Source organism: Elusimicrobiota bacterium (assembly GCA_041658405.1).
Classification (GTDB): Bacteria; Elusimicrobiota; UBA5214; order JBBAAG01; family JBBAAG01; genus JBBAAG01.
Map to the genome: position 1 here is coordinate 1 of JBBAAG010000147.1, position 3,096 is coordinate 3,096.

A 3,096-nucleotide genomic window follows, 5' to 3' on the forward strand; every position below is an offset into this window, starting at 1 on the left:
TTTTTTTGAGGTCCGGCGTAAACAACTCGCCGTTATTCTGCCAAATCCAGGGATAGACACGTGAACCCCAGAAGTCAATCATACACCCGTACTGGTCAACTGTTTTATCACCGTTAGCATCTATAGTAAGTTTTTTTGCAATACTAAGATACTCCGCCCAGGTCCAGTTCTCCGCAGGATATTGCAGTTTTGCGGTATCAAACAAGTCTTTGTTGTAGAACAATACGTACACCGATGTGTACCGCGGTAATGAGTACAATTTACCGTTATAGGTACACGACTTAATGAGGCCAGGATAAAAATCTTTTAGTTGAAATCCCGGATCAGCTGCGATAAATTTATCAAGTTCATACAACGCACCTTTAGCGGCGAACGCTGGATAGTACGCTCCGTGGATTGACATAACATCCGGCGGCGTACCCGCAGCGAACATTGTCTGTAGTTTATCCATTGACCTCGCAGTTGCGTCATTGATTATCTGTACCGTAATCTTGGGATACTTTTTAGTGAACTCCTTCACCAGTTCTTCATTCACTAAATACTCAGGCTGCGGTGTCCATGTGAATAATGTTAATACCGCCTTTTTTTTTGTGCACCCGGAAGTTAATCCCGCAAAAAGTGTGAGTAATACCAATAACTTAACAATCTTTATTTTCATCTAAACTTATCCTCCCCTGAATATTTGTTTTACCAGTTACGCTTATCAATCGCATGCTTGGTATACGCATCCACTAAATGAAGGTCCGCCTGGTATACAAACACGCCATCCGCGCCTTCTTTCATATAACGTTCAATATCTTCTTTAATATCTTTTGGGTTAAAGAAAACCCCGCCGTCATGCGCGAACTCTTTCCACCCGTCAATACGGCCATAAACCTTACACCCAAACTTCTGCCATTTAATGTATGGTTTTAGTGAATAAATAGGTTTGCGGGTATGTATTGACGACGGGACTACGTACTCTATTTTCCCGGATTTAACAAAATGCCAGAGTGCACGGTAATACGTGATATCACCTTCGGGGATACGCAAGGCAAACGGCACTTTTTTACCTCTCTTCTTCCCCTGGATTTCCAGGACATCAATTATACGTTCAAACAACGCGATGAGTTCAGATTCTGTATGGTAATACGGATACCGCAAACAATCAATTGAAAATCCTGGGGTATCATAATCCTCCACGATTTCATTAACAATACTCGCAGCATAATTAATTGTCTCAGGACGGTTATACCTCAAAATATTTTTTGTGCGGTACTCCGGGTGTTCACGTGAAAACTTATCCTCCCCCGGCGTGCCGGGATAACAGTTTGTCAGCCCGATATTTGTGTAATGCATCAACCCAGCGGAATTACAGGACTCAATTGTGTCTTTAAGTATATCCAACGACTTACGCATCTCCACTGGCCCGGGCGACCCGCGATGGTCATCCCCTATTGGCGGAATATCAACATTAGCTTCAAGGATTTTGCTTTTATGCAGCGACTTTGTCCCGAACCGCATAACCTGTGTATGCACCTCATCGACACCGATAGACTTAAACTGCGCAATTATATCGTCAAGTTCAACCCGTGTTGTCAACCCGTACATATACGCCCAGGAAAATGGTTCGAAATATACTGCCAACTTTTTGGTTTGCCACCCAAACTTTTTAGTACTCTTTGTATGTTTAACCACGGGAACAAGTTTTAGGTATGCTAACTTACCAAACCCGCAGATATCCGGATTCCGTACGCCATGCGGGATCATGTTTAACTCCAACACTGTCTCTTTTGTTAAGTCAGCTTCCCGGAAAAACACTTCTTTCTTAACCTTATGGTTGTACTCAAGACGGCTACCCGCTATGTTGAACGGGTGCAATGCCTTATCCCCTGATAATTTTGTGGATAGCCGCATATTGCCGTTTGGGAGGCCAAAAAATATTCTGTACCTACCCTCAACACCTAACCGGATTTTTACGGGTTCAAATGGTTTGGTACCAACAATTTTGTTCTTATCCACCGCTAAACATGTACCCGGTACTATCCACGGCGTACCTGACGGGATAACCTTCTTCCAGTCAGTGAAGTACACAGTTTTTGAGGGGGTTAACACAACTTTTTGTTCCATAACTTCTATACCGGATATGGTGATTAACTCAACCCGAACCAGAACTTCACCGGAATACGTGTGCATTGAGTCAAAAAATAGGTTCCAGTTAAGCGGGGTAGGTTTACCGTTGAACTTTACATTCCCATAATTTACGGCTTCATTCCATGACCATAACGAATGATAAAGCACACTGGTATCGCCGTATTCCGCAGGGTATACCGCGCAATTATTGTATGTCTTCCCATTATCCTTTGAAAATGTAACCTTCCCGCCGTAACAGCTAATCTTCAATTTACTGAATGTAATGTTTACAAACCCGGACTCAAGGTTATGGTTGAGGGTAACAACTTTTTTTGTGGACACTTTTTTTGCCATAAACAATTTTTTAACTCCCAAATTCTATATTTAAATACTTATGTACCCACTCCGCAGGGCTGGTATCGTACTCACTGATTATCCCATCAATAGGCTCTACTTTTTCATTTGTAATAGCCCCAAGTTTTTTGCGGTTATCCCTGTCTTTTATGAGAAACCCGCGTAACCGCTGATACCATTCTTCCGGTACTGCCTCCCCTGTATCCAATACACGGCGGATATTATACGCCACCAATGTTTCCTGCATATGGTACTGCCAATCACGGGTAATAATTCCTAGTTGCCCGGTATCACGTGACCACAGAAGAACATCAGCCTTAAATTTTACCGGTACACGCAAGCTAAGATCTTCAAACATCACAGCAGCACTCTCAAACTTATCCGCAGCGAGATCCATGCGTAATGCCAAATCTTCATAAAACCATGGATGTAGTTTCTCAGTCTCTGTTGTCATAAATACCGCACGGCGCGTTGATTTCCAGCTGGGTGACGTAGCAACACGGCCGCTTAACGTAAACCCATCCCATCCGTGCGGGTACAATCTACGCGACCCAAACCTCCGCAGTGTCCATGCAGCATCCCAGGGGAATAGGTACATCCCGTCAGCTACGGTATCCCAGGCAATACGTA

At 43.6% G+C, this 3,096-nt stretch carries 3 protein-coding genes; all 3 read right to left on the minus strand.

The genetic code is table 11. From position 1 onward, the window contains the following. A partial coding sequence (locus WC955_13325; GenBank protein MFA5860036.1) for an extracellular solute-binding protein occupies positions 1-658 on the minus strand: 658 nt, incomplete at its 3' end. 29 nt (positions 659-687) lie between these two features. Beyond that, positions 688-2,466 (minus strand): hypothetical protein, encoded by a 1,779-nt coding sequence (locus tag WC955_13330; GenBank protein MFA5860037.1) that lies wholly within the window; start codon positions 2,464-2,466, stop codon positions 688-690. Between the two features lie 10 nt (positions 2,467-2,476). Then, positions 2,477-3,096, minus strand: a 620-nt coding sequence (locus WC955_13335; GenBank protein MFA5860038.1) for a hypothetical protein, incomplete at its 5' end; no start/stop codon positions are given.

Coding starts and splice junctions, on each gene's coding strand:
- WC955_13330 (MFA5860037.1), bottom strand. CDS start 2,466: ATGGCAAAAAAAGTGTCCACAAAAAAAGTTGTTACCCTCAACCATAAC.